Raw genomic sequence first — 25,194 nt, 5'->3', positions numbered from 1 at the left:
ACATGTGTCGCTGAATAAGGCCCGAGCGGGCGGACGGCACAATCGGTCCATGCGATTACTTCTTACCAAGCCTTCGCGCACCGCCACGGCGGCTGCAGCCTTTCTTGCCGCCTGCAGCCTCGCATGGTCGACCGGCGCCCTGGCCCAGAAGTCCGCCAATGGCCGCAGCGGAGCCACCAGCGCAGTGCGCGGCAGCACGCCCTACGCCACGCGCGACGACGCGATGCAGTTCGCCGACGATGTCGCCCAGCGCCGCGGCCTCGACCGCGAATGGGTGCGCGCCACCATCGGCAGCGCGCGCTTCCTGCCCAACGTGCCGCGGCTGATGCTGCCGGGCCCGGTAGGCACGGTGAAGAACTGGCAGACCTACCGCGGCCGCTTCATCGACCCGGTGCGCATCGCCGCCGGCGTGCGCTTCTGGCGCGCCAATGCCGACACGCTGGCGCGCGCCGAGCAGGCGTATGGAGTGCCGCCGGAGATCGTCGTCGGCATCATCGGCGTGGAGACCATCTACGGCCGCAACATGGGCAACTTCCGCGTGATCGACGCGCTGGCCACCCTCTCCTTCGACTTCCCCGACGCCCATCCGCGCGCAGCCGACCGCCGCGCCTTCTTCCGCGGCGAGCTCGAAAGCTTCCTCAGCACCGAGAGCCGCACCGCCGAAGACCCGCTGGTGCCCGTGGGCAGCTACGCCGGTGCGATGGGCATGCCGCAGTTCATGCCCAGCAGCATCGCCAAGTACGCGGTCGACTTCGACGGCGACGGCCGCATCGACCTCGTCAACAACCCGGCCGACGTGATCGGCTCGGTCGCCAACTACTTCAAGGCCTTCGGCTGGCAGCCGGGCGTGCCGGCCATCTATCCAGTGCACTTCGAAGAAGCGCGGCTGCAGAAGGCGCTGCTGCTGGCGCCCGACATCCTGCCAACCTTCAGCGCCGACAGCTTCGTGGCCGCCGGCGCGGTGCCCGAGGGCGATGGCATCAACCACAAGGGCCTGTTCGCGCTGGTCGAGTTGCAGAACGGCCTGGACATGCCGCCGACCTACGTGGCCGGCACGCGCAACTTCTACGTGATCACGCGCTACAACTGGAGCAGCTACTACGCCATGTCCGTGCTCGACCTGGGGCAGGAGGTCAAGGCGGCGATGGAGCAGCAGCAACAGGCCGCCCGATGACGCCCGAGGCGCTGCGCGCGAACTGGGGCTCCGCATGGCATGCGCTGGGCGTCGCTTCGCCCGGTGACGCCCTGTGCGACGAACTCCAGCGCCGCTACGCCGAGCCGCAGCGCCACTACCACACGATGCAGCACCTGGGCGAATGCCTGGCCTGGTTCGAGCGAGAGAAGGCGCTGGCCGAGCACCCGGGCGAAGTCGCGCTCGCGCTGTGGTTCCACGACGCGATCTACGACGTGCACGCGCACGACAACGAAGCGCGCAGCGCGGACTGGGCGCGCGAGGCGCTGCTCGACGCCGGAGCCGACGGCGATGCAGCTGGACGCGTGCATGCCCTGGTGATGGCGACGCGCCACGACGCCGTGCCCGAGGGCCGCGATGCGGAGCTGCTGATCGACATCGACCTGTCGATCCTCGGCGCCGAACGGCCGCGCTTCGACGAGTACGAGCGTCAGGTGCAGGCCGAGTACGCCTTCGTTCCCGATGAAGTGCGGCTGCCTCGCCGGCGCGCGATCCTGCAGCGCTTCCTGGACCGCAAGGCCATCTACGCCACGGCGCGCATGCATGCGCTGCTGGAAGCGCAGGCACGCGCCAACCTGCAGCGATCGATCTCGGGCTGAGGCTTCAGGCCGGCACCAGCCGCCACCACTCCGAGCGCGCGGGTTCTGCGTTTCGCTCTTCCTCCACGATGCCGAACAGCAGCCCCTCGCGCGGCGCCCCCAGCTTCGCGAGCTGCAGCACGCGCGCCGGATCGCGGCACAGCGCAAAGCTCGCGTCGCCCTGCCAATCCAGGCATCGGCCGACCTCCGCCAGCATCAGCGCCGGCTGGCTCTGCATGAAGGTGAAGGGCATCGGCAGACCGGCATCGAGCTGGGCCAGCCCCGCGTGCGTGGCGCCCCATGCGCCGCGCTGGCTGGAGACGCGGATACGCGCACCGGCCGGCAGCGAGGCTTCGCCGGCGGCGTCGAGGCAGCAGCGTGCGCCGTACATCGCCAGCTCGGTCCACACGCCCACGCGGCGCGGGCGGCGACCGATGCGGCGCGCAAGATCGTCACGCCATTGCTCGGGCGGCGGATGCGCGACGAAATGAGCCACGGTGCGCCAGGCGGTCATGGGCTTGTGTCCTTCAACACCAGCGAGGCATGCCCGCCGCCGAAGCCCGCGAAGTTCAGCAGGACGTTGCGCAGCCTTCGCGGCGCCTCCTCGCACAGCGCGATGCCCAGCGAAGCATCGAGCGGATAGTCGACCGACGGCCACGCCCCGCCTTCGATGCAGCCGACCAGCAGCGCCAGCTCCGCAGCGCCCGATGCGCCGAGCGTGTGCCCCAGCGACGGCTTGAGCGACACCAGCGGCGGCAGCGGCTCGAACACCTGCTTCAGCGCCTCGGCCTCGATGGCATCGTTGACCGGGCTGCCGGCCGCCTGCACCTTGATGAGATCGATGTCCTCGGGATGCAGTCCGCCCTGCGCCAGTGCGCCGCGGCACATCGCATGGACGGCGCTGGCCTCGGTGCCCGAGGGATTGCGCCCGTCGACCACGTTGGCGCCACCCGCGAGCTGCCAGCGCGCCGGGCGCGACCCCAGCCGCAGCGCCGCCACCGCCTCGCCGAGCACCAGCCCGTTGCGCCCCTGGCCGAAGGGCCGGGCGCCATCGGGCGAGAGCAGCTGCATCGCGCCGAAACCGGCCACGGTGAAGCGATTGCCCATCTCCGCGCCGATCACCAGCGCCTCGTCGGCTTCGCCAGCGCGGATCAGGTCCGCGGCAGCCAGCAGTGCGTTCAGCGCCGAGGTACACGCCGTGGACACGGTGAACACCGGCCCCTTCCAGTCGAGCGACTCGGCCACGATGCCGGCGAAGTCCTGCAGGTCGCCACCGAGGCGCTTCTCCTGCTGCTCGTGCTCCATGAACCCGATGTCGAGCGAGGACGAGGCGACGAAGAGCGGCGCGGTGCGCTCGGCCCAGTCGCCGGTCTGCGCGGCCACCTCGCGCACCGCGTCGCGCAGGCGCTGCGTCCAGTCTCCGCCTCTGGCCGCCAGCAGGTGGACCGGCCACGCGATGCCGTCGGCCACGGCCACCGGCGTCGGCGGCACGCCGCCGCGCCGAAGCGATTCGATCGAGGAGCGCAGATCGTCGCCCAGCGCACAGGCCAGCCCGATGCCGGCCAGGTGGACCTTGTTCATGCCTTGCCAGCCGGACCAGCTGAAAGAGCCTGCGAGAGGTGCTCCGCGAGGTGCGCGATGGAAGTCAGCGCACGACGCGTTTCCTTGCTGTCGGGCATGCGCACGCCGAAGCGCTGCTGGATGGTCATCGACACCTGCAGGGCATCGAGAGAATCGAGGTCGAGCCGGGACTCGGGGCCGAAGAGCGGCTCGTCGTCGCCCAGGCCGCCGGGCGGCGCGCCTTTCTCGACGGCTTCGAGCACCATGGCCTTGAGGCTGGCGATGAATTCGGGGGTGACGGTGATGCTCACGATGCGCGCCTGCGGAAAAGAAGAACGGCCACGACGAACATCAGCGCCGCGAACGCGACCAGCCGGCCGACCTGCGGCAGGGTGTCGGCCACGCCGCCGCCGCGCAGCAGCACGGTCAGCAAGGCCTCCAGCCCCCAGTTCATCGGAGAGATCTCGACCAGCCGCTGCATGAAGCCCGGCATGACGAACTTCGGCACCATGATGCCGCCCGCCGCCGCCATCAGCACGTTGACCATCGGCCCGAGGGTCGCGGCCTGCGCATGGCTTCGCACCACGCAGGCCAGCGCCAGCGACAGGCTCACGGCCGCCATGCTCACCGCGGCCAGCGACAGCAGCAAGGCGCCCCAGTGGATGCCCGCGAGAGAGAGCGCATCGCCGCCGATCAGCGGCATGAACCAGATGCCGGCCGCGAGCATCAGCACCGCCTGCACTGCGTTCACGCCCAGGTAAGGCAGCGCCTTCGACGCCAGCAGCATGCCGCGCGACACGCCCAGGCTCTGCAGCCGGCCGAGCGCGCCCGAGCTGCGCTCCTGCACGAACAGACTGGAGAGCGAGGCCACCACGAAGAACATGCCGAACACCAGCCAGGCCGGCACGTTCTGCTGCACCGAGGTGGGCCGTGGCCCGGCGGTGGAGAAACGCTCCGCATGCACCATCGCCTGGATCGACGCATCCGGCGCCGGCCCCGCCGTGCCCGGCACCGCCAGCGCGAGGCGCGCCTTGAGCTCGCCCGATGCGCCGATGAGCTCGGCGCGCAGCGCATTGAACAGGTTGGCGTCGATGCCCGGCTCGGTCAGCAGCCGGATGCGCGCCTCGGTCGAGAGCGCGGCCGATTCGAGCTCTTCGGAAAGCCCGGGCTCCATCACGATCACGTACTTCAGCGAACCGTTGCGCAGCCGCTCCTGCCAGTCGGCGCCCAGCGCCTGCGGTGCGCCGTGGCTGCGCTGCCAGAGCTGCCTGAGCCACTGCGCGGGCGTCGCGTTGTCGCGCATCTCGATCGCATAGCTCAGTTCGGCCAGCGGCGGGCGGTAGATGTCCTTCAGCGTGAGCGACATCAGCACGATGAAGACCATCGGCATCAGGAACAGCGCGGCAAGGCCGTGCATGTCGCGCGTAAGGGCGATCAGTTCCTTCCTGATGAGAGCGAGCAGCATGGCCTCGTCTGCCTCAGTCTCGCAGCGAGCGGTGGGTGAGCGCCATGAAGAGCTGCTCGAGGTCATGGCGGCCGAACTCGGCATGCCGCACCTCGACGCCCTCGGCCTCGAGTGTGGCCAGCACCGGCCCCGGTCCGCTGCCGGGGTGGAGGTGGATGCGCCAGTGCACGCCCCCCTGCTCGACCGTGCCGAAGCGCGAGAGCATGCCGGCATCGAGTCCGTCGGCTGCCAGCGTGAGCAGCATCGCGCTCTTCGACAGCAGCTCCTCGAGCGAACCTTCGCGCAGCACATGGCCGCGGTCGAGGATCGCGACACGGTCGGCGATCGCCTCGATCTCCTCCATGTAGTGCGAGGCGTAGATCACCGCCGCGCCCTGCTGGGCAAGGCTCTTGATGGCATCGAGGATGAAGGCGCGCGACTGCGGGTCGACGCCCACCGTGGGCTCGTCGAACAACATCAGCTCGGGCTCGGGCAGCAGAGCGATGGCGAGGTTGAGCCGGCGCTTGAGGCCGCCCGAGAGCCGCTCGGAGCGCACGGCGGCGAACTGCTCGAGCTGCGCGAACTGAATGCACGCCTCGATGCGCTGCCTCCTGCGCGCCCCCGAGAGACCGCCCGCCGCGGCAAATACCGCAAGGTTCTCGGCCACCGTCAGCATCGGATAGAACGCGTGCTCCTGCGGGGCGACCGCGATGCGCGTGGGCGCCTTGGCCCGCACTTCCTTCAGCGGCTGGCCGTCGATTCGGATCTCGCCCGACTGCACTGCCAGCGCGCCCGACAGGTGCGAGATCAACGTGGTCTTGCCCGCGCCGTTCGGCCCCAAAAGGCCCAGCACGCTGCCGCGCGGCACTGCCAGCGACACCCCGGCCAATGCGGGTGCGTCGGCATGCGGATAGCGGTAGGCGAGCCCTCGCAGCTCCAGCATCGGACCGCCACCGGCCCGGCCCTCCCCCTCAGGGGTTGGCGCGGCACGCGCAGTGGCAAGCCCCGAAGCGCCCATATCAGGCGACGGCAGCCTTGAGGTCGCGGAAGAAGCGTTCCTCCTGCTCGGCCTGCTCGCGCAGCTTCGCAGCCAGCGCGGCCGGATCGACGGCCTCGCGCCCCTTCACCATGCGTGCGGCCTTGAGCGCGAAGGCGCGCCAGCCGTCGCCGATGGCGATGAGCCGCTCGGACATCTGCTGCAGCTGCGGCTTGTCGAGCAGCTGCGCGGCCTCCTGCAGGAAGCCCGCATAGATGAAGCGGAAGCCCGCCCCGCCGGTGCCGATCTCTTCCTGCATGCGCACCACGTGGCCGATGAAGTCGACGCTGCGCGGATCGGCCGGCGACAGCTTCTGCATGCGCGCGGCCAGCGTGCGCATGCCGCGCACGCCGACGATGGGAATGGGCGCGAGCATGGTGCGCACCGTCTTGCGGATGGCCTTGACCACAGAGGCCGCGTCCACCGCCTTGCGCTCGATGGCCTGCGGGTAGTACATGAGGCCCTTGGGCGCGAGCACGCCCTTGGCGAAGCGGGCGCGCGCAAGGTCGCTGCTCGGGCAGCGCACGGGCTCCTCGAACACCGGGTCGCTGATGAGGTAGTCGTCGCCGTCCTTGCCGTACACCAGCAGGTTGTGCGCGTTGAAGTGGAAGCGCATGTTCGGCGGGAAGTACGGCAGCCAGTACACCGAGGTCTGCAGCCCCACCAGCTTGCCGTCGGCCAGCAAGGCGTCGAGCCGCTTCTGTCCGGCCTCGGCGCTGCCGAAGGTCTCGAAGCGGAACCGCGCGGCCATCGGCGCCAGCAGGCCCTTGATGATGGCCTTGGGCGGCATGCGGTAAGAGATGAGCGGCAGGCCCGACAGCTTGATGAACGGCAGGTACGCGAACGAAAGAGCCGACGACAGCCCCAGCGCCATGCTCTCGCTCATCGGCGCGCCGTGGTGGCGCATGAGGCTGGAGATGACGCCGCTTTCGCAATGCGCCGCCTGTTGGTGCTGGAAGTTCACGGCAGCCTCTGCAAGGTGGAAACGGGCAGGCCCAGCGCCTCGCCATAGCGGGCGAGCTGCGCCGGCGATAGCGCGGCGAAGTGGCGCGGCTGCAGGTGGCGGCGCACCCGCCATTGCCAGAAGCCGCTGGTCTGCGAGAGCAGCGCCACGTCCATGCGGCGCTCGTACATCCAGTATTCGAGCGGCGAGGCCAGCCCGGCCTCAACGCGCTCCCTGGCGGCCTGCGCCTGTTCCACGAGCACTTCGACCGCGTGGCTGGTGACGATCTCCTCCGCCTCCCAGCCACGCGAGGTGGTCGTGACCACGCGGCCCTGCGCATCGCGTGCGTACATCAGCTTCGAATGGCCGTCGAGGGTCGCGTTGCCCTCCTGCGGTACTGCATCCAGATCCATCTCACCCGTCCGAATTCGTCAATGCAGGCCTTGGTCCGGGAGCACCGCGGAACCGCCTCTGCCGGGCCGCCGGCGTTGCCCACGGCGAGGGAGTGGGAGGCCACACGAAGTGGGCAAGCCCGGGGGAGTACTTCATGCCACCGCCTCCATGTGGATGAAGCCGCTGGAGAAACGACCGCTTTCCGGCACGAACATCAGCAGCTTCTGGCCGGGCTTGATGCGGCCTGAGCGGAACAGCTCGTCGAGCATGATGTAAGGCGACGCCGAGCCCGTGTTGCCCTTGGTCGCGAGGTTGCTGAACCAGCGCTCGCGGGGGATCGGGAAGCCCAGCGCCTCGAGCGCCCGGCTCACCGGCTCCACGAAGTATTGCGACGAGAGGTGCGGCAGGAACCAGTCGACGTCGGCCGGCTTGAGGCCCCTGCGCTCGATGACCTGCGCCAGCGGCTCGGACAGCGTGGCGCGCACGATGTTCTCGTTGAGCAGGCGCACGTCCTGCTTCACGGCGAAGGTCGACTCGCTGCGCCACTCGTCGGGCGACTTGCGCGCCCAGCCGTCGAGGCCGCCTTCGGCGTTCTTCTCGGCGCCGGCGTACATGCAGGCCGGCAGTTCGTGCGCGGCCGAGGAAAGATCGATCCAGTCGATGCGCAGCGACAGCGGCCCGCGTGGCGCGTTCTCCAGCAGCACGGCGCCTGCACCGTCGGAGAGCATCCAGCGTAGGAAGTCCTTCTCGAAGGCGAGCTCGGGCCGCGCCTCCAGCGCCTCGATCTTGTGCTCGAACTCGGCCTCGAAGCGCGAGCCGCGCATCACGGCCGAGGCCAGCTCGGAGCCGGTGGCCACCGCGCGGCGTGCGTCGCCCGCGCGCACCGACAGCCATGCATGCTTCAGCGCCGCGGCACCGGCCAGGCAGATGCCCGCGCAGGCCACCACTTCGAGCCGCGGCCAGCCGAGCTCGCCATGCACCATCACCGCGTGGTTGGGCATGAGCTGGTCGGGCAGCGAGGTGCCGGTGACGAGGCAGTCGACCTGCCCCACGTCGCCCAGCGCGCGGATGGCGCTGGCCGTGAGCTGCGCATTGGTCATCGCCAGCTCGCCGATGGCGCGGTCGATGGCGTAGTGGCGCGACTGGATGCCGTTGCTGCGCAGGATCAGCCGCCGCGCACGGGACGCCTTGCCGCCGATGCGACCGAGGACGTCTTCGATGTCTTCATTGCTGACCGGGGAAAAGGGCAGGAAAGCGGCAGTACGGGTCAGGAAGACATCAGTCGTCATAGAGAGGGGTGCGGTCCGTGGCTGAGCCCGACGGGCACTCGAATTTGGCCGTCATTCTAGTCAGCCACCCCCTGAACAGCGGTCGCAGAAGCGCCTGCAGGCTCAGGCTCACGGGCACCACCGTAATGATCAGTACCAGCAGAAACAGCACGTACAGCAGCAGCAGCGGCTTGCGCTGCCAGGCGCCGGGGCCGCCCGCGGCCATGATGAGCTTGCCCCAGAGGTAGAAGCTGCGGGTGCCGGCCTTCTCGCTGATGAGGAGGCGGGCATCGGCCTGCACCGCCCCGAGGCCGGCCAGCAGCGGCTGCGTGCCGCGCTCCAGGCCCTGGTGCAGCGCGTCGCGCAGGGCCCGGCCGAAACGGGCCGTACCCGCGATCTGGTCGGTACTGAGCCCGGCGTCGGGCATGCCCCAGAAGCCGCGCTTGCGGCCCCAGATCAGCCAGGCGGGGGTGGTGAAGAAGGTGGCGAGCGTGGGGCCGGGGTCGGTGAGCACCACGTTGTCGATGAGCCGCGCGCCCACGTCGTCGAGCATGCCCTTGAGCTTTTCCTGGGCCAGCAGCCACATGTTGCGGCAGGCGATGACCGTGACCACCGGCTTGCCCTTGAGCAGCCGGGCCGCAACCGGATGCTTGAGGAAGGCCGCCACCGGCTGCGAAGGCGCCAGGAACCACACCTGGTAGGGCAGCACGACGAGGTCGAAGTCTTCGTCGCCCGTAAGCGAGAGCGGCGCCAGCGGCTGCGGCTTCATGTGAGCCGATTCGGGGAAGGCGTCGAAGAAGGTCAGGAAGGGCCAGGGAAAGGGGTACGGCTTCAGGGGCCGCAGCACCTCCTCGTGCACCTGGATGGCCGGGTCCGCCTTCAGCGGCGCGACGATCCGGTCGGCCACCTCGTCGAGCTGGCCGGACTGCGAATAGCGCAGGACCAGGACGCGCTTGACGCTCGCAGGCACGCTGGAAGGGCTGGAAAGACTGGAATTCACTGGCTCGGGCATTTCGGGGGCCGTCGAATGTAAGCGAAGCCTTGGGCTAGCGCATCTGCCAATGGTCATGGCGTCGCGGCAATCAGACGCTCGAAGCGGCCAAATTGCACCGGAAAGGCCGGCAATGCGGAAAACAGGCAAAAAAAGGGCCGCGCCTCGCGGCACGGCCCTGTCTGCCGGGTTGCTGCCGGCTGTTGCTGCCGGACGAGCAAGTCGCCGGGCGCTCAGCGCACCTTGCCTTCCTTCCAGGCGGTCAGCAGCTTGTTGTAGTCGATGGTCTCGCCCTTCGGCTTCTCGTTGGCCAGCTTCTTCCACGGAGCGTGGTCGTCGCTCAGGTACTTGGCCGGATCGCCCTTCGGATTGAGCTTGGGCGCGCACTTGGCCATGCCGGCGCGTTCCAGGCGGGCCATCACGTTGTCCATCTCGTCGGCCAGGTTGTCCATGGCCTTCTGGGGCGTCTTCTCGCCCGTCACGGCCTCTGCCACGTTCTTCCACCACAGCTGGGCCAGCTTGGGGTAGTCGGGCACGTTGGTGCCGGTCGGGGTCCAGGCCACGCGCGCGGGGCTGCGGTAGAACTCGATCAGGCCGCCGTACTTGTTGGCGTTCTGCGTGAAGTAATCCGAGCGGATGTCGCTGTCGCGGATGAAGGTCAGGCCGGTGATCGACTTCTTCAGCGAGGTGGTCTTGGCGGTGATGAACTGCGCGTAGAGCCATGCGGCGGCCGTCTTGTTGGCGTCGTGGCCCTTGAAGAAGGTCCACGAGCCCACGTCCTGGTAGCCGTTCTGCATGCCCTGCTTCCAGTACGGGCCGTTCGGGCCGGGGGCCATGCGCCACTTGGGCGAGCCGTCGTCGTTCACCACTGGCAGGCCCTTCTTGGTCATGTCGGCGGTGAAGGCCGTGTACCAGAAGATCTGCTGGGCGATCTGGCCCTGCGCGGGCACCGGGCCGGATTCGCCGAAGGTCATGCCCATGGCTTCCTTGGGCGCGTACTTCTTCATCCAGTCGATGTACTTGGTCAGCGCATACACGGCGGCCGGCGAGTTGGTCGCGCCGCCACGGGCCACCGAGGCGCCGGTGGGCGTGCACTTGTCGGCCGCCACGCGGATGCCCCATTCGTCGATCGGCATGCCGTTGGGGATGCCCTTGTCGGCCGCGCCGGCCATCGACAGCCATGCGTCGGTGAAGCGCCAGCCCAGCGACGGGTCCTTCTTGCCGTAGTCCATGTGGCCGTAGATCGGCTTTCCGTCGATGGTCTTCACGTCGGTGCTGAAGAACTCGGCGATGTCCTCGTACGCGCTCCAGTTCAGCGGCACGCCCAGGTCGTAGCCGTACTTGGCCTTGAACTTGTCCTGCAGGTCCTTGCGCGCGAACAGGTCGGCGCGGAACCAGTACAGGTTGGCGAACTGCTGGTCGGGCAGCTGGTAGAGCTGGCCGTCGGGCGCGGTGGTGAAGCTGGTGCCGATGAAGTCCTTCAGGTCGAGGCCGGGGTTGGTGAACTCCTTGCCGGCGCCGCCCATGTACTCGGTCAGCGACATGATCTTGCCGTAGCGGTAGTGCGTGCCGATCAGGTCGGAGTCGGAGACCCAGCCGTCATAGATCGACTTGCCCGACTGCATCGAGGTCTGCAGCTTCTCGACGACGTCGCCTTCCTGGATCAGGTCGTGCTTGACCTTGATGCCGGTGATTTCCTCGAAGGCCTTGGCCAGCGTCTTCGATTCGTACTCGTGGGTGGTCAGGGTCTCGGAGACGACGGAGATCTCCTTCACGCCCTTGGCCTGCAGCTTCTTGGCTGCCTCGATGAACCACTTCATCTCGTCCATCTGCTTGTCCTTGGACAAGGTCGATGGCTGGAACTCGCTGTCGATCCACTTCTTGGCTTCGGCCTCGCCGGCCGTTGCCGCACCATGCGCGGCGAACATCGCCGCCGCAAGTGCCAATGCCGTGTAGCGCATCTTCATGGAACTGTCTCCTCGGTTGTTGCTTCCCCGGTGTTTTGTCCGATCACGGCTCCGGGGAGGCGGAGAGCCGGAACGCTTTTGGAATCAGGAAAGAAGCGGAACGGGCCCCTCAGCCCTTGCGCATGATGAGCGCGAGCAGGCCCATCGACAGCACGAAGCTGATCCACACCGAGGGCTCGGCCTCGAGGCTGAACCACTCCTGGAACTTGCCCGCCAGGCCGACGAAGATCAGGTTCACGTAGGCCGCCGACAGCAGCCCGATGAAGAGCCGGTCGCCGCGCGTGGTGGCCATCGGCAGCCAGCCGCGCCGCAGCGTGGTGGGCGACTTGAACTCCCAGATCGTCATGCCGACCAGCATCAGCGCGATGCAGATGAAGAACACGGCCACCGGAGTGGTCCAGACCATCCAATCGAACATATCCGTGCCTCCTCAAACACGACCCATCGCGAAACCCTTCGCGATGTAGTGACGCACGAACCAGATCACGATGGCTCCCGGCACGATGGTGAGCACACCGGCCGCGGCCAGCGTCGCCCAGTCCATGCCCGATGCGCTCACGGTGCGCGTCATCGTCGCCACGATGGGCTTGGCGTTCACGCTGGTGAGCGTGCGCGCCAGCAGCAGCTCGACCCAGCTGAACATGAAGCAGAAGAACGCCGCCACGCCCACGCCGGCCTTGATGAGCGGCAGGAAGATCGTGAGGAAGAAGCGCGGGAACGAGTAGCCGTCGATGTAGGCCGTCTCGTCGATCTCGCGCGGAATGCCGCTCATGAAGCCTTCGAGGATCCACACCGCCAGCGGCACGTTGAACAGCAGGTGCGCAAGCGCCACGCCCAGGTGCGTGTCCATCAGCCCGACCGTGCTGTAGAGCTGGAAGAACGGCAGCAGGAACACCGCGGGCGGCGTCATGCGGTTGGTCAGCAGCCAGAAGAAGACGTGCTTGTCGCCCAGGAACGAATAGCGCGAGAAGGCGTACGCCGCCGGCAGCGCCACGGTGAGCGAGATCACCGTGTTGATCGCCACGTAGATCAGGCTGTTGATGTAGCCCGAGTACCACGACTCGTCGGTGAAGATGCGCGCGTAGTTCGCCCAGGTGAGCTGCTGCGGGAAGAACGAGAAGCTCGACAGGATCTCCTCGTTCGTCTTGAAGCTCATGTTGATCATCCAGTAGATGGGCAACAGCGCGAACAGGATGTACAGCACCAGGAAGATGCTGCGCTTGTGAAATCTCTTCTCGTTCATTTCTCCACCTCCGCTTCCTGCGTGCCGACCCGCTGCATCCAGTTGTAGAGCACGAAGCACAGCAGCAGGATGATGAGGAAGTAGATCAGCGAGAACGCCGCCGCCGGCCCCAGGTCGAACTGGCCCACGGCCTTCTGCGTGAGGTACTGGCTCAGGAAGGTGGTGGCGTTGCCCGGCCCGCCGCCGGTCAGCACGAAGGGCTCGGTGTAGATCATGAAGCTGTCCATGAAGCGCAGCAGCACCGCGATCATGAGTACGCCGCGCATCTTGGGCAGCTGGATGTAGCGGAACACCGCGAACTTGCTCGCGCCGTCGATGCGCGCGGCCTGGTAGTAGGCGTCGGGAATGGAGCGCAGGCCCGCATAGCAAAGCAGCGCCACCAGCGGCGTCCAGTGCCACACGTCCATCACCAGCACCGTGAGCCACGCGTCGGCGGCGCTGCCGGTGTAGTTGTAGTCGATGCCCAGCTTCTGCAGCGCGTGGCCCAGCAGGCCGATGTCGGCGCGGCCGTAGATCTGCCAGATGGTGCCGACCACGTTCCAGGGAATCAGCAGCGACAGGGCAACCACCACCAGCACGGCGGAAGACTTCCAGCCCTTGGCCGGCATCGACAGCGCCAGGCCGATGCCCAGCGGAATCTCCACCAGCAGCACCGACAGCGAGAAGCCCAGCTGGCGCCACAGCGCCTGGTGCAGCTCGTCGTCGCGCATCACCGCGGCGAACCATTCGGTTCCCACGAACACGCGCCGCTCGGGCGAGATGATGTCCTGCACCGAGTAGTTGACCACCGTCATGAGCGGCACGATGGCCGAGAAGGCCACGCAGACCAGCACCGGCAGCACCAGCCACCATGCCTTCTGGTTGATCGGCTTGTTGGTAGCGTTCACTGCAATACCTCCGTGCTTCGCACTCCGGTGCGAGCTTGCTTGGGGCGGCCCGGCACTGCGCTCATGCGACCAGCTCCTCATCCTTGTAATAGCAGGTGTGCGTGTCGAGCACCCGCACCCACACCGTGTCTCCCACCGCCGGAGGGCGGTCGTCCGAATGCAGCCGCACCTTCAGCAGGCTGCCACCGGCCTCCACCGTCAGCATCACGTGCGTACCCACGTCCTGCACCTGCTTCACCACGGCAGGCACGGCGCCGGCCGCGCCCGCGTTCGACAGGCGCAGGTACTCGGGGCGGATGCCGATCTTCAGCGGACCGTGCGGCAGTTCGCGCGTGGGCACCAGCGGCGTTCCCGCCACTTCGATGGTGCCGTTGTCGCTTTGCGCCGACAGGAAGTTCATGCCCGGCGAGCCGATGAAATGCCCGACGAAGGTGTGGGCCGGCCGCTCGAAAAGCGCGTCGGCGCTGCCCACCTGCACGGCCTTGCCGCGCGTCATCACCACCACCTCTTCGGCGAAGGTGAGCGCCTCGACCTGGTCGTGCGTCACGTAGATCAGCGTGAGCTTCAGCTCGCGGTGGATCTGCTTGAGCTTGCGGCGCAGCTGCCATTTCAGGTGCGGATCGATCACGGTGAGCGGCTCGTCGAAGAGCACCGCCGACACGTCGCTGCGCACCAGCCCGCGACCGAGCGAGATCTTCTGCTTGGCGTCGGCAGCGAGGCCCGCCGCACGCTGGTTGAGCTGCCCGCTCATGTCGAGCATCTCGGCGATCTCGCCGACGCGCTTCCTGATCTGGTCGGCCGGCATCTTGCGGTTGCGCAAGGGGAACGCGAGATTCTCGGCCACGGTCATGGTGTCGTAGATCACCGGGAACTGGAACACCTGCGCGATGTTGCGTTCCTGCGGCGTGGCGCGCGTCACGTCGCGGCCGTCGAAGGTCACGGTGCCCTGCGAAGGCACGAGCAGGCCCGAGATGATGTTGAGCATGGTCGTCTTGCCGCAGCCCGAGGGGCCGAGCAAGGCGTACGCGCCGCCGTCGCGGAAGCTCATCTTCAGCGGCAGCAGCGCGTAGTCGCTGTCCTGCGTGGGGTTCGGGCGGTAGGCGTGGGCGAGGTCGAGGTCGATGCGTGCCATGGCTAGTCTCCCTTGCGCCACGCGGGCGCCAGCGCCAGCTTTTCACTGGCATCGAACACATAGGCTTGCGACGCGCTGAAATACAGCGTGAGCGAGGCCCCTAGCTCGAAGCGGTGCACGCCGGTGAGCTGCGCCACCAGCTCGCCGACGGCCGTCTCCACGTGCACGAAGGTGTCGGAGCCCGATATCTCGGCCAGCTCCACCTTGCCGGTCAGGGCGATGTCGCCCTCCCCCGCATCGACGTTCAGCGCGCTCGCACGCAGGCCCACGGTGACGGGGCCCGAGACGCTTTCGGGCAACGCCAGCGAAAGCGCGGGCCCTCCAGCCATCTGCACGCGGCCGGCGCTGGCCGTACCGGCCAGCAGGTTCATCGGCGGATCGCTGAAGGCGCGCGCCACCCGCAGCGATTGCGGCGCGTGGAAGACCTCGGCCGTGGGGCCGTACTGCAGCAGTTCGCCGGCATCCATCACCGCGGTGTAGCCGCCCAGCAGCAATGCTTCGCCGGGCTCGGTGGTCGCGTAGATCACGGTCGAATCGCCGGTGGCGAAGAGCTGCGTGAGCTCCTCGCGCAGGCCTTCGCGCAGCTTGTAGTCGAGGTTGACCAGCGGCTCGTCGAGCAGCATCAGCGGCGCGTTCTTGGCGAGCGCGCGCGCCAGGGCCACGCGCTGCTGCTGGCCGCCCGACAGCTCCTGCGGATAGCGGTCGAGGAACATGCCGATGTGCAGCTTGTCGGCCAGCGCCTTCACCCGCGCATCGATGTTCGATTCACCGCGCAGCTTGAGCGGCGAGGCGATGTTGTCCGCCACCTTGAGCGACGGGTAGTTGATGAACTGCTGGTAGACCATCGCGACGTTGCGTTCGCGCACGGGCATGCCGGTCACGTCCTTGCCGTCGACCAGCACCTTGCCGGTGGTGGGCGTGTCGAGCCCGGCCATCAGCCGCATCAGGCTGGTCTTGCCGGCCTGCGTGGCGCCCAGGAGCACGGTGACCGCGCCGCTCTTCGGCGCGATGCTCTGCTCGTAGAGCCATGTCTGCGCACCCACCTTCTTGGTGACGCGCTCGAGTGTCAATTGCATTGGCGCTCTTCCCCTTCTCTCGTCCCTGCGTCCGGCCCGGCTGTCGCCGGCACGGGCTTGTTGTCAATGTTGCTGTTGCTGCAGCCAGCGCGCGACCTGCTCGCGCTGCTCCGGCGTGTAGTGCAGCCCCAGCTTGGAGCGGCGCCAGAGCACGTCGTCGGCGCTCACGGCCCATTCGTTGTCCTGCAGGAAGCGCAGCTCGCGCTCGTGCAGGCCGGGCGCAACCTCGAGGCCCAGGTCTGCCATGGCCTTCGCGTCGCCCAGCAGATCGGCAATGCGCGCACCGTAGGCCCGCGCGAGGCGGCGCGCGAGTTGGCTGCCGAGCCACGGATACCTTGCCTGCACGGCTTCGACGAAGCGCTCGAAATCCTCGTCGGGGCGCCTGGCGGGGCCGATCCAGGACGACAGGTCCCCGCCTGCGAGGAACGCGCCGTCGGTCCAGGCCGGGCGCTGTTGCGCAGACTGTCCCAGCATCCGCCCTACCTCGTCGGCGGCGTCCTCGGCCAGCTTGCGGAAGGTGGTGATCTTTCCGCCCCACACAGACAGCAGCGGCGCGGCCGCGGTGTTCGACTCCAGCATGTAGTCGCGCGTGACGGCGGAAGGGTCGCCCGAGTCGTCGTCCAGCAGCGGGCGCACGCCCGAATAGGTCCACACCACGTCCGAAGGCGCGATGGGCTTCTCGAAATAGCGGCTGGCCTGGGTGCAGAGGTACTCGACCTCCTCCTCGGCGATGCGCGCGGCGCCGGGGTCGTCGCCGGTGAGTTCGATGTCGGTGGTGCCGATCAGCGTGAACTCGTCCTGGTAGGGAATGGCGAAGATGATCCGCTTGTCGGGGTTCTGGAAGATGTAGGCGTGGTCGTGCTCGAAGAGGCGCGGCACCACGATGTGGCTGCCCTTCACCAGGCGCAGGCTCTTGGTGGCGAGCGCCTCGCCCTTGGCCGACCGGGCCACGCCGCGCAGGAAGGATTCGGCCCACGGCCCTGCGGCATTGACCACCGCGCGGGCACGCAGCGTGCGCTTGGTGCCGTCGGCGCCCAGCAGGGTGGCGGTCCAGCCGTCGGCGTCGCGCTGGGCATGCACGCAGCGGGTGCGCGTCAGCACTTCGGCGCCGCGCGCCTTCGCGTCGAGGGCGTTGAGCACCACCAGGCGGGCGTCGTCGACCCAGCCATCGGAATAGATGAAGCCGCGCTTGTACTGCGCCTTCAGCGGCTTGCCGGCCGCATGCGCGCGCAGGTCGACGCTGCGCGAACCCGGCAATACCTCGCGGCGGGCGAGGTGGTCGTACATGAACAGGCCGATGCGGATCATCCAGGCCGGGCGCATCGACGGGTCGTGCGGCATCACGAAGCGCAGCGGCCACATGATGTGCGGCGCGCTCTTGAGCAGCACCTCGCGCTCCTGCAGCGCCTTACGCACCAGCGAGAACTCGTAGTACTCGAGATAGCGCAGGCCGCCGTGGATCAGCTTGGTGGACGAAGACGACGTGTGCGAGGCGAGATCGTCCTTTTCGCACAGCACCACCCGCCAGCCGCGGCCGGCAAGGTCACGCGCGATGCCGCAGCCGTTGATGCCGCCGCCGACGATCAGAACGTCGCAGTCGGTGGCAGGCGCGGGCGATGCGGAAGAAGAAGCGCTCACAGGAATTGGGTCCGTTGATGCGTGACTTTGGTCACTGACGGCGGCCATTGTATTTTCGAGTTTTTTCATTTGGATTCCTTTTGGCGCGATTTTCCTCCGAGTTTTCCCTTAGGTCGATTCGTTTTTGTTCGCTTTAAAGTGGCGCGCCGAGTACTCTTGGCCTCAGTCTTCCCGCTTTCCACGACGCCTCCGTGAACTCCAACCCCCGACAGATCAACCTCCTGGACACCGTGCGCGCGCGCGGTTCCGTCACCGTCGAGCAACTGGCCGACATGCTCGGCGTGACCCTGCAGACCGTGCGGCGCGACGTGCAGCGGCTGGCCGACGAGGGGCTGCTCACCCGGTTCCACGGCGGCGTGCGCGTGCCCAGCTCGACCACGGAGAACATCGGCTACCAGCAGCGCGAGACGCTGCACGCCGAAGGCAAGGCGCGCATCGCCCGCCGCGTGGCGCAGCTGGTGCCCAACGACTGCTCGCTGATCCTGAACATCGGCACCACCACGGAGGCCATCGCCAAGGCGCTGTTGCGCCACACGGGGCTGCGCGTGATCACCAACAACCTGAATGTGGCCACCATCCTCAGCGGCAACGCATCCTGCGAGGTGATCGTGGCGGGCGGCTCGGTGCGCCCGCGCGACCGCGCCGTGGTGGGCGAAGCCACCATCGACTTCATCCGCCAGTTCAAGGTCGACATCGCCCTCATCGGCGTGTCGAGCATCGAGGCCGACGGCTCGCTGCGCGACTTCGACCTGCGCGAGGTGAAGGTGGCGCAGACCATCATCGCGCAGGCGCGCGAAGTGTGGCTGGCCGCCGACGCGAGCAAGTTCAACCGGCCGGCGATGATCCAGCTGGGCACCCTCTCGCAGATCGACCGGCTCTTCACCGACGCCGAGCCGCCCGCGCCCTTCAGCGACCTGCTGAACGCCGCCCAGGTGCGCCTGGAGATCGCGCGCGACAACTGAAGACGAACAGAAGGAACAAGAACGAATGACGACCACCTACCTGCTCGCCCTCGACCAGGGCACCTCCAGCTCGCGCAGCATCGTTTTCGACCGCGAGGGGCACATCGTCGCCATTGCTCAGAAGGAGCTGACGCAGATCTATCCGCAGCCGGGCTGGGTCGAGCACGACCCGATGGAAATCTGGCGCAGCCAGCTCGCCACCGCGCGCGAAGTGCTCGTGAAGGCCAAGCTCAAGCCCACCGACATCCACGCCATCGGCATCACCAACCAGCGCGAGACCACCGTGCTGTGGAACCGCAGGACGGGCCAGCCGGTGCACCACGCCATCGTCTGGCAGGACCGCCGCGCCGAGCCGCTGTGCGCGCAGCTGCGCGAAGAAGGCATGACCGACACCATCCGCGAAAAGACCGGCCTCGTCATCGACGCCTACTTCTCCGGCACCAAGCTGCGATGGCTGCTCGACAACGTGCCCGGCGCGCGCGCGCAGGCCGCGCGCGGCGAACTCGCCTTCGGCACCGTCGACAGCTGGCTCATGTGGCAGCTCACCGGCGGCAAGGTGCATGTGACCGACGTGAGCAACGCCTCGCGCACCATGCTCTTCAACGTGCACGCCAACGAGTGGGACGCCGACCTGCTGAAGGCGCTCGACATTCCCGCCTCGCTGATGCCGAAGGTGCAGCCCTCGAGCTCGCACTTCGCGGATACCGACGCAGCGCTGCTGGGCCACGCGCTGCCCATCGGCGGCGTGGCCGGCGACCAGCAGAGCGCCCTCTTCGGCCAGGCCTGCTTCGAGGCCGGCATGGCCAAGAACACTTATGGCACCGGCTGCTTCCTGCTGATGCACACCGGCGGCGAGTTCCAGCCCTCGCACAACGGCCTGCTCGTGACCAGCGCGGCGCAGACCGACGCGAAGCCCCAGTACGCCATGGAAGGCAGCGTGTTCGTCGGCGGCGCCGTGGTGCAGTGGCTGCGCGACGGCCTCAAGGCCATCAAGGGCAGCGCCGAGGTGCAGTCCCTCGCCGAGAGCGTGCCCGACGCGGGCGGCGTGATGATGGTGCCGGCCTTCACCGGCCTCGGCGCGCCCTACTGGGATGCCGAAGCTCGCGGCACGATCACCGGCCTCACGCGCGGAACCACCGTGGCGCACATCGCGCGCGCCGCGCTGGAAAGCATCGCCTACCAGAGCGCCGCGCTGCTGCAGGCCATGAGCCGCGACGCGGTGGCCGCCGGCGGCAAGCCCGTGGCCGAGCTGCGCGTGGACGGCGGCGCCAGCGTGAACGATCTGCTGATGCAGTTCCAGGCCGACCTGCTGGGCATTCCGGTAGTGCGGCCCGAAGTGATCGAGACCACCGCGCTGGGCGCCGCGTACCTCGCCGGCCTTTCGACCGGCGTCTACACCGACGCACGACAGCTGTCGAAGCTGTGGAAGATCGAGCGGCGCTTCATGCCGACCATGGGCCGCGCGCAGGCCGAGGAATCGATGGCGCGCTGGGAGCGCGCCGTGCGCCAGGCCACGGCGACCTGAACCGCTCGCAGGGCCGCCCTCGCCCTACCAGCCCCAGACCAGGCTGCGCTGCACCCACCCGGTGGCGCCGCCTTCGTGCCGCACCTTGACCCAGTTGCCGCGCCGTTCGATGGTGCGCAGCACGTCGCCATAGCCCGCCCGCTTCACCACCGGGCTGCGCGCGCCGGGCGCGCGGCGCAGGTTGGCCGATTGCGCCTTCACCACGTAGTGCGGCGTCTTGTCGGTCATCGAACGGAAGACCCAGGCCTTGTCCCCCTCGAAGTCGCTGACGTGCAGCCAGGCGCCCTTCCTGCCGATCACGCGAAACGGATAGCCCCTGCTGACCGTCCAGTGCGTCTCGTAGCGCTGGCCGGGACCGGTTCGCATGTTCAGCGTCTTGACCGCCGCGCTGACCATCTGTGTCTGGGCGGCAGTCGCGGACGGCAGCAAAGCCACCCAGGAAAGAACGAAAGCGAGCAAAAGCGCGGGCAGCCGGCTGAATCTGAGCATGGAGCGGAAATTCCTTTCTGTGGATTGATGGAAAAGCCCGTCTGGGCACCAGAGGCCCGATAAGTTCCGCGGGGATATCCCTGAGCGCACCGGCCGGCCAAAGGGCCTCGTCGCCATCGGGGCACTGGAGGCCTCAGCGCAGGGCCCGGGGCAGAATGCGCGCGCCCTCCCCTCCCCCGTTCCCCCGATTCGCCTCGCTGCGCCGCCTGCTTGACCACTCTGACCCCACAAGCTTCTCCGTCGCGCAACGCGCTGCTCGCCTGCGGCGTGGTCGGCGCGACGCTGCTGGCGCTCATCGCGCTGGGCCATGACGGCCGTCGCATCGCGCAGCTCGCGGTGCTCGCCCTGCCGATGGTGCTGTGGCTCGCGTGGCCATTGCGCAGCGCCCGCATGCGTCGCGTGCGCACGATGCTCGTGTGGCTCTGGGCGATGGGCTTCGCGATCGACGGGACGGTGCGCGCCTACCTGCTCGACACCTACCAGGCCGCGCCAGACGGCGCGATGGTCCTGGGCGCAGCGGCCAACACCAACGCGCGCGAAGGCACCGAATACCTGTGGATGCACTGGCGCTCGGCCGCCGTGTGGGGCGCGGTGCTGGTGGTGACGGGCGTGCTCGTGGGCATGTTCGCGCGGCGCGGTGCTGCGGCAGGCGCGCCCCCGTCGGCCCGGCCTTCGCGATGGATGGTGGCGCTGATCGCGCTGCTGCTCCTGCTCTCTTGCGTGGCCTACGCCAGCAAGCCCTGGCGCAGGCTGCACCCGGCGATCTTCTGGACCCAATGGTTCGATTCCCTCCACACGCTGCGCTCCGCCTGGGCCGACCAGCAGAAGCAGCGTGACCGCCTGATGGCGCAGGCCAAGGCCATCGCGCCCGTCATCACGCAGTCCGGCCCCTCCACCGTGGTGCTCGTCATCACCGACAGCATCAACCGCGACAACATGGCCCTCTACGGCTACGGCCGCCCGACCACGCCGCGCCTGCTCGCGCACAAGGCGCAGACCGGCGACCAGATGGCGGTGCTGAAGAACGCATGGTCGGTGGACGCCAGCACCCTGCCCGCGCTGCGCAACATGTTCCACTTCGGCCTGCCCGAGGCCGAGAACCCGCCCCACGTGCTGGCACTCGCACGCGCCGCCGGCTACAAGGTCTGGTGGATCAGCAACCACGACGACCTCGCCATCGAACAGCAGCACGCACGCCTCGCCGACGTCGTCGACATGGTCAACCGCACGCCGGGCCGCGCGAGTGCTTCACTCGACGGCGAGATCCTCGACTGCGTGCAGGAAGCACTGGCCGACACAAGCACGGACCGCAAGCTCATCGTCGTCCACCTGATGGGCGCGCACCCGCACTACAGCCTGCGCTTTCCCGCAAACGCCAATCCGTTCGACGACAACGTCGATGCGGTGGAGAACGGCCTGGTGAAGGACGGTCGCTCGGCCTGGGTGCGGCGCTTTCGGCAGGAGTACGACGCAGCGCTGCTGTATCACGACTTCGTGGTGTCGGAGTTGCTGCAGCAGACGCGTGCCCCGGGCAAGCCGGGCGAGTACCGGGCGTGGATGTATTTGTCGGACCACGGGCAGGAGGTCGGTCATGTGAGCGACCGCGCGGGGCATAGCCCGTCGACGGCCTCGGGCTACCGCATTCCGGCAGTGGTGTGGCGCAACGGGCAGCCGCTTTCGCAGGCTGCCGCAATGCAGCCGTTTCGCGCGGACTGGACGGGGTGGACCTTGATGGATCTGCTCAATATTCGATGGACTGGGCAGAAGCCGGAGCGGGATGTGCTGGGGGATGCCTATCGGTGGGAGGAGCCGGGGATTCCGGTGAAGGTTGAGTCGTTCTTGCGATAGTTGGCAAGCCGCACGATCCCCTGCCGCCTCAGAAGCTTGCGTTGAGATTGAAGCCCAGCGTGACCTTCGCAGTGCGATAGCCCTCGGGCTTCCTGATCGGCGCACCGACGAAGAAGTCGTAGCTCAGCTTGCTCCACTGGCCCCGCAAGCCGATGACTGCGCCGGCCAGGCTGCGACCGAGCAGGTCGATGATGAAGCGCCACCGACCTATCCGCAGCCCATATTTGCGTAGAACTCGGCCCCGCAGCTAGGAGATTGCCCAGCCGAAGTTGTAGATGACTGCCCCAACGGAGGTTTCACATTCCGCCACTCGTGTAGAACTTTCAGCAAGACTTATTTTTTAGTCAACGTGTACTCGGACGGCTTACCATTGGTGAAAAACGTCCACTTGATCCTATTTGGGTCTGCGAGTGGAGTGAGGAAAGCTGGTGACTCCGACTTGTGATATGGATGATCAAACAACTCCTTCTTCTCAGAGTATGCAAAGCTCCTGAAGTGAAGCTCGTCACCTCGCCATGTCACTGACCCGTAGAGATATCGCCAGTTCTCACTGGGGTCGTGATTCAGCTTGTATTTCCCGCCAGCGGCGTCTTGTAGAACCTCGATCTGAATAACCCCACGCTCGTTCGCCCACTTGCCCGCATATCTTTCGATGTTTGGGTTGGCAGGTATGTAGGGGTTAGTGTCGAAATCTGAAGGCGAGAACGGTGTTCTTCTCGATTTCTCCGTTGCCCATTTGTTCTCCGAGCCACACAGCGGCGCAACTCGATCGCTGCGCCGATACAAGAATCGAAGGTTTTCCTCACCGACCTTTTGACTGAGCATCATGCTGGTTGGCGTGATATTCACTATCTTGAGCGACTGCTCAGTGCCGTCGGTGGAAAGGTTGATCTGCTTCTTTGCGCCATCTACCGTGTAGCGACTGACCTCTGGCACCTCCGAGGACGAGGTTATGCAGTTGAATGAGTAGAGCTTGCTCTCACCTCCTTGGGTGAACTCGACGACATTGGCAATGCCGTTGCGCAACGGAGCCATCTGCCAAATCCCGACGAGCTTGCTTGCCAAGTTTTCAGTGTCTGCGGAGGGCACGACCTCCCGTTGATTCGCACACGCGGTCAGCAGCGTGCTGAGGAGCAGGCATAAGGTTCTTTTTTTCATGGGTATTCGCGTCCTATCAAGATGCGGGAATTCTTGGCGTAACAGGTTGTCGATATCGACGGCAGAGTTCTTTTTCTCGATGCAGTACAGCGCAATGGACTTCCAGTTGCTTAGAAACTCGCATTCAAGTTGAACCCGAGCGTGACCTTCGCAGTGCGATAGCCCTCGGGCTTGCTGATCGGCGCGCCGACGAAGAAGTCGTAGCTCAGCTTGGTCCACTGGCCGCGCACGCCGATGACGGCGCCGGCCAGGCTGCGGCCAAGCAGGTCGACTGTGGAACGACCACCGACACGACCGTAGTCTGCGCCGACGTACAACTCTGCCCCGCTTTGCCCAACAGCCCATCCGATGTCGTTGCGGATGAGCCAGCCGCGCTCGCCCATCAGGCTCGTCTCGCCGTCGAAGCCGCGCACCGTGTAGCGCCCGCCGATGGCGAAGCGGTCCTGCGGCGTCAGCGGCGTGCGGTTCCATTGGGCTCGGATCAGGCCGGAGTAGCGCATCTTCTGCTCGCCGAGCTTGAACGGTGCGTTGAAGCTGATGTCGGCGGTGTAGAGCTTCAACCGCGACGTGCCTTCGCCGAACTCCTCTTCCGGCGCGGTGCGCGAACCGAGGCCGCCGGTGCCACGCTTGTAGGCCAGCGTGCCTTCGAGCGTCGCCTCGCCGATGTACTCCTTGTGATTGAGGCTGAGCTCCCAGCCGCCAACCACACGGTGCTGCACCTCGACCTCGGTGTCGTCGACGAAGTTGCGCGATTCCCGGCGCCAGCCCTTGATCGCCACCGTTGTCTTGCGGCTCTGGTCGCGGTAGATGAGGCGCGAGAGCTTGACCTCGGCGTTGTTGGTCTTACCGGCGTAGACGTAGTTCTGGTTCAGGCCGGCCACGCTCTGGTGATACTGGCTGTTGGAAGCCGTGAGGCCCAGCAGCCAGTAGCCGTACGGCAGCGAATAGTGAACAGTCTGGCCTTCGGTGCCCTTGGCCGGGTCGCCGAAGAGGTGGTTGTTGATGTTGTGGTTGGCGCTGACGTAGAACAGGTCGTTCAGGCCGAAGGGGTTGTCGAGGGACAGGGTGGCGCCGGCCTGATAGCGGCCGGTGGCTTCGGTGCCGCTGTCGTCGAGGCTGAGAGTGACGCGCCACTTCTTGGATTGGACGTACTTGACGACGAGGTCGCTGTCGCCGGGCTTGGCGTTGGGGGCGGTCGAGGGTTCGATCTGGATGTCGGCTTCGGCGGTGGGGGTGCGCTTGAGGTTCTCCAAGCCTTGCTCAACGTCGCGTAAGTTCAGGAGATCGCCTGGGCGCGCAGGAATGGATGTGGCCAGCAAGGCGGAGTTGCCAAGCAGCGTGGAGGAAGAATCAGGCGTCGTGCGGATGGCTGCGATGCGGCCGGGCACCAGGGAGAGTGTCAGCGTGCCAGTCGACAAGTCCTGCGGGGCGGCCAGCACCCGGGTGGTGACAAACCCACGAGCAATGACGGCCTGCTGCGCACGCGCCAACACGACATTGACGCCGACAGTACCAAGGCAGCGGTCAACCGGGGAATCGTTGCCCTGGGGGCCGGACAGATCGGCAACAGCCCATTGGAAAGACTCAGACTGTTCGCCAACGAGCAGCACACGCTCGATGCGAAAGCACGGAGACTCGGAATTGGGGATGCGAGCCGCCGGCGCCGGAGGCGCGGCCTGCGGACGCTGGTCGACAGTGCGCTCGTTCTGTTCGCGCAGGGCTCGCTCGCGCTCTTGCTGGCGCTGCTGCTCGACGAAGGGTTGCGGTGTGGTGGGTGACTGCTGGGCCAGCGCCATCAGCGGGGAGACGACAAGGGCTGCGGCCGCGGCCATAGCCAAGCGCGTGCGTCGAGGCACGCCAGCGG

General features: G+C 67.3%; 24 protein-coding genes. 5 read left to right on the top strand and 19 right to left on the bottom strand.

Annotated elements, in window-relative coordinates; all coding sequences use genetic code 11:
* The first annotated feature begins 49 nt into the window (after positions 1-49).
* On the top strand, positions 50-1,174 hold the full coding sequence (gene mltB / locus ACTJLF_RS26095; protein WP_440884184.1) for a lytic murein transglycosylase B: 1,125 nt from the start codon (positions 50-52) through the stop codon (positions 1,172-1,174).
* Positions 1,171-1,791, top strand: a complete 621-nt coding sequence (locus tag ACTJLF_RS26090) for an HD domain-containing protein (RefSeq protein ID WP_440884183.1) — start codon at positions 1,171-1,173, stop codon at positions 1,789-1,791. The genes mltB and ACTJLF_RS26090 overlap by 4 nt, the downstream gene beginning before the upstream one ends.
* A 4-nt stretch (positions 1,792-1,795) precedes the next feature.
* Here the strand turns inward: ACTJLF_RS26090 and ACTJLF_RS26085 are convergent, their stop codons facing one another.
* From ACTJLF_RS26085 to glpD, 16 genes are all read right to left on the bottom strand, one after another.
* Complete coding sequence (locus ACTJLF_RS26085; protein ID WP_440884182.1) at positions 1,796-2,284, bottom strand: hypothetical protein; 489 nt, start codon at positions 2,282-2,284, stop codon at positions 1,796-1,798.
* Positions 2,281-3,351 (bottom strand): beta-ketoacyl synthase N-terminal-like domain-containing protein, encoded by a 1,071-nt coding sequence (locus ACTJLF_RS26080; protein ID WP_440884181.1) that lies wholly within the window; start codon positions 3,349-3,351, stop codon positions 2,281-2,283. Before ACTJLF_RS26080 ends, ACTJLF_RS26085 begins: the two co-directional genes overlap by 4 nt.
* Complete coding sequence (locus tag ACTJLF_RS26075; RefSeq protein ID WP_311733760.1) at positions 3,348-3,641, bottom strand: phosphopantetheine-binding protein; 294 nt, start codon at positions 3,639-3,641, stop codon at positions 3,348-3,350. The genes ACTJLF_RS26080 and ACTJLF_RS26075 overlap by 4 nt, the downstream gene beginning before the upstream one ends.
* A complete protein-coding gene (locus ACTJLF_RS26070) occupies positions 3,638-4,795 on the bottom strand; it encodes an ABC transporter permease (RefSeq protein ID WP_132800729.1) in 1,158 nt (385 codons plus the stop codon). The genes ACTJLF_RS26075 and ACTJLF_RS26070 overlap by 4 nt, the downstream gene beginning before the upstream one ends.
* Before the next feature lie 13 nt (positions 4,796-4,808).
* Complete coding sequence (locus ACTJLF_RS26065) at positions 4,809-5,717, bottom strand: ABC transporter ATP-binding protein (RefSeq protein WP_440884180.1); 909 nt, start codon at positions 5,715-5,717, stop codon at positions 4,809-4,811.
* 76 nt (positions 5,718-5,793) lie between these two features.
* Entirely contained in the window at positions 5,794-6,774 is a 981-nt protein-coding gene (locus ACTJLF_RS26060; RefSeq protein ID WP_019656051.1) for a BtrH N-terminal domain-containing protein, read from the bottom strand.
* Complete coding sequence (locus ACTJLF_RS26055) at positions 6,771-7,166, bottom strand: hypothetical protein (RefSeq protein ID WP_440884179.1); 396 nt, start codon at positions 7,164-7,166, stop codon at positions 6,771-6,773. The genes ACTJLF_RS26060 and ACTJLF_RS26055 overlap by 4 nt, the downstream gene beginning before the upstream one ends.
* 132 nt (positions 7,167-7,298) lie before the next feature.
* Entirely contained in the window at positions 7,299-8,435 is a 1,137-nt protein-coding gene (locus ACTJLF_RS26050) for a beta-ketoacyl-ACP synthase III (RefSeq protein WP_440884178.1), read from the bottom strand.
* Positions 8,425-9,426, bottom strand: a complete 1,002-nt coding sequence (locus tag ACTJLF_RS26045) for a hypothetical protein (protein ID WP_051127614.1) — start codon at positions 9,424-9,426, stop codon at positions 8,425-8,427. The genes ACTJLF_RS26050 and ACTJLF_RS26045 overlap by 11 nt, the downstream gene beginning before the upstream one ends.
* Before the next feature lie 212 nt (positions 9,427-9,638).
* Positions 9,639-11,372: an ABC transporter substrate-binding protein gene (locus tag ACTJLF_RS26040; RefSeq protein WP_019656047.1), complete on the bottom strand. Its 1,734-nt coding sequence runs from the start codon at positions 11,370-11,372 to the stop codon at positions 9,639-9,641.
* Positions 11,373-11,481: 109 nt separating this feature from the next.
* Entirely contained in the window at positions 11,482-11,790 is a 309-nt protein-coding gene (locus ACTJLF_RS26035) for a DUF2160 domain-containing protein (RefSeq protein WP_019656046.1), read from the bottom strand.
* A gap of 12 nt (positions 11,791-11,802) precedes the next feature.
* Positions 11,803-12,615, bottom strand: coding sequence for a carbohydrate ABC transporter permease (locus ACTJLF_RS26030; protein ID WP_019656045.1), 813 nt, complete (start codon positions 12,613-12,615; stop codon positions 11,803-11,805).
* Positions 12,612-13,502: a carbohydrate ABC transporter permease gene (locus ACTJLF_RS26025; protein ID WP_019656044.1), complete on the bottom strand. Its 891-nt coding sequence runs from the start codon at positions 13,500-13,502 to the stop codon at positions 12,612-12,614. The genes ACTJLF_RS26030 and ACTJLF_RS26025 overlap by 4 nt, the downstream gene beginning before the upstream one ends.
* Before the next feature lie 61 nt (positions 13,503-13,563).
* Positions 13,564-14,634, bottom strand: coding sequence for an ABC transporter ATP-binding protein (locus ACTJLF_RS26020; RefSeq protein WP_440884177.1), 1,071 nt, complete (start codon positions 14,632-14,634; stop codon positions 13,564-13,566).
* A 2-nt stretch (positions 14,635-14,636) separates the two neighbouring features.
* Positions 14,637-15,710 carry an ABC transporter ATP-binding protein gene (locus ACTJLF_RS26015; RefSeq protein ID WP_416490589.1) on the bottom strand — a complete coding sequence of 358 codons (1,074 nt, stop codon included), beginning with the start codon at positions 15,708-15,710 and terminating at the stop codon, positions 14,637-14,639.
* A gap of 63 nt (positions 15,711-15,773) precedes the next feature.
* Positions 15,774-17,417 carry a glycerol-3-phosphate dehydrogenase gene (gene glpD / locus ACTJLF_RS26010; RefSeq protein WP_126184871.1) on the bottom strand — a complete coding sequence of 548 codons (1,644 nt, stop codon included), beginning with the start codon at positions 17,415-17,417 and terminating at the stop codon, positions 15,774-15,776.
* A 122-nt stretch (positions 17,418-17,539) separates the two neighbouring features.
* On the opposite strand from glpD, the gene ACTJLF_RS26005 reads away from it, so the two are divergent.
* Both ACTJLF_RS26005 and glpK read left to right on the top strand, forming a co-directional pair.
* On the top strand, positions 17,540-18,310 hold the full coding sequence (locus ACTJLF_RS26005) for a DeoR/GlpR family DNA-binding transcription regulator (protein WP_019656040.1): 771 nt from the start codon (positions 17,540-17,542) through the stop codon (positions 18,308-18,310).
* A 25-nt stretch (positions 18,311-18,335) separates the two neighbouring features.
* Entirely contained in the window at positions 18,336-19,835 is a 1,500-nt protein-coding gene (gene glpK / locus ACTJLF_RS26000) for a glycerol kinase GlpK (protein ID WP_440884176.1), read from the top strand.
* A 24-nt stretch (positions 19,836-19,859) separates the two neighbouring features.
* Here glpK and ACTJLF_RS25995 read toward each other — a convergent pair whose 3' ends face one another.
* Positions 19,860-20,324 (bottom strand): SH3 domain-containing protein, encoded by a 465-nt coding sequence (locus ACTJLF_RS25995; protein ID WP_019656038.1) that lies wholly within the window; start codon positions 20,322-20,324, stop codon positions 19,860-19,862.
* A 210-nt stretch (positions 20,325-20,534) separates the two neighbouring features.
* On the opposite strand from ACTJLF_RS25995, the gene ACTJLF_RS25990 reads away from it, so the two are divergent.
* The gene (locus tag ACTJLF_RS25990; protein WP_440884175.1) at positions 20,535-22,172 is read left to right on the top strand and encodes a phosphoethanolamine transferase; all 1,638 of its coding nucleotides are present in this window, start codon (positions 20,535-20,537) and stop codon (positions 22,170-22,172) included.
* 333 nt (positions 22,173-22,505) lie between these two features.
* On the opposite strand, the gene ACTJLF_RS25985 is transcribed toward ACTJLF_RS25990, so the two are convergent.
* Positions 22,506-23,330 carry a hypothetical protein gene (locus ACTJLF_RS25985; RefSeq protein WP_295984638.1) on the bottom strand — a complete coding sequence of 275 codons (825 nt, stop codon included), beginning with the start codon at positions 23,328-23,330 and terminating at the stop codon, positions 22,506-22,508.
* A 110-nt stretch (positions 23,331-23,440) separates the two neighbouring features.
* Positions 23,441-25,162, bottom strand: coding sequence for a ShlB/FhaC/HecB family hemolysin secretion/activation protein (locus ACTJLF_RS25980; protein WP_132800710.1), 1,722 nt, complete (start codon positions 25,160-25,162; stop codon positions 23,441-23,443).
* Between the last annotated feature and the right edge of the window lie 32 nt (positions 25,163-25,194).

The organism is Variovorax sp. 22077 (assembly GCF_052044195.1).
GTDB lineage: Bacteria > Pseudomonadota > Gammaproteobacteria > Burkholderiales > Burkholderiaceae_C > Variovorax > Variovorax atrisoli.
The sequence above is the reverse complement of the archived record's forward strand: the minus strand, read 5'-3'. Positions and strand labels throughout refer to the sequence as shown.